The sequence below is a fragment of the Bacillus pretiosus genome, assembly GCF_051294775.1.
In the GTDB taxonomy this organism is placed as follows: Bacteria; Bacillota; Bacilli; order Bacillales; family Bacillaceae_G; genus Bacillus_A; species Bacillus_A wiedmannii.
Genome location: NZ_JBPPHF010000522.1, coordinates 1 through 285, shown reverse-complemented (window position 1 = coordinate 285; position 285 = coordinate 1). Strand labels below are relative to the sequence as shown.

Annotated in this window: 1 pseudogene; it reads left to right on the top strand. The window is 38.9% G+C overall.

Features of this window, described 5'->3' with window-relative positions:
- Positions 1–262: pseudogene (locus ACSG5Z_RS32000) on the top strand (penicillin-binding transpeptidase domain-containing protein); the annotation flags it as partial.
- Positions 263–285 lie beyond the last annotated feature (23 nt).

Genomic DNA, 285 nt, shown 5'->3' with positions numbered 1-285 from the left:
GTATACACCACTTCAATTAGCGCAATATGTTTCAACAATTGCAAATGGTGGTTACCGTATGCAGCCGCAAGTTGTGAAAGAAATTCGTCAACCGGCAGTGAAACCTGACGAAGTTGGAAAAGTGGTTCATTCAATGGAACCGAAAGTACTAAATCGTATTGATATGCCTGAATCACAAATTAAACGTGTTCAAGAAGTATTTAGACAAGTATTTAACGATTCTGGTGGTACAGCTACGAAATACTTTACAGGTGCACCAAATTAAGCTGCTGGTAAAACAGGTAC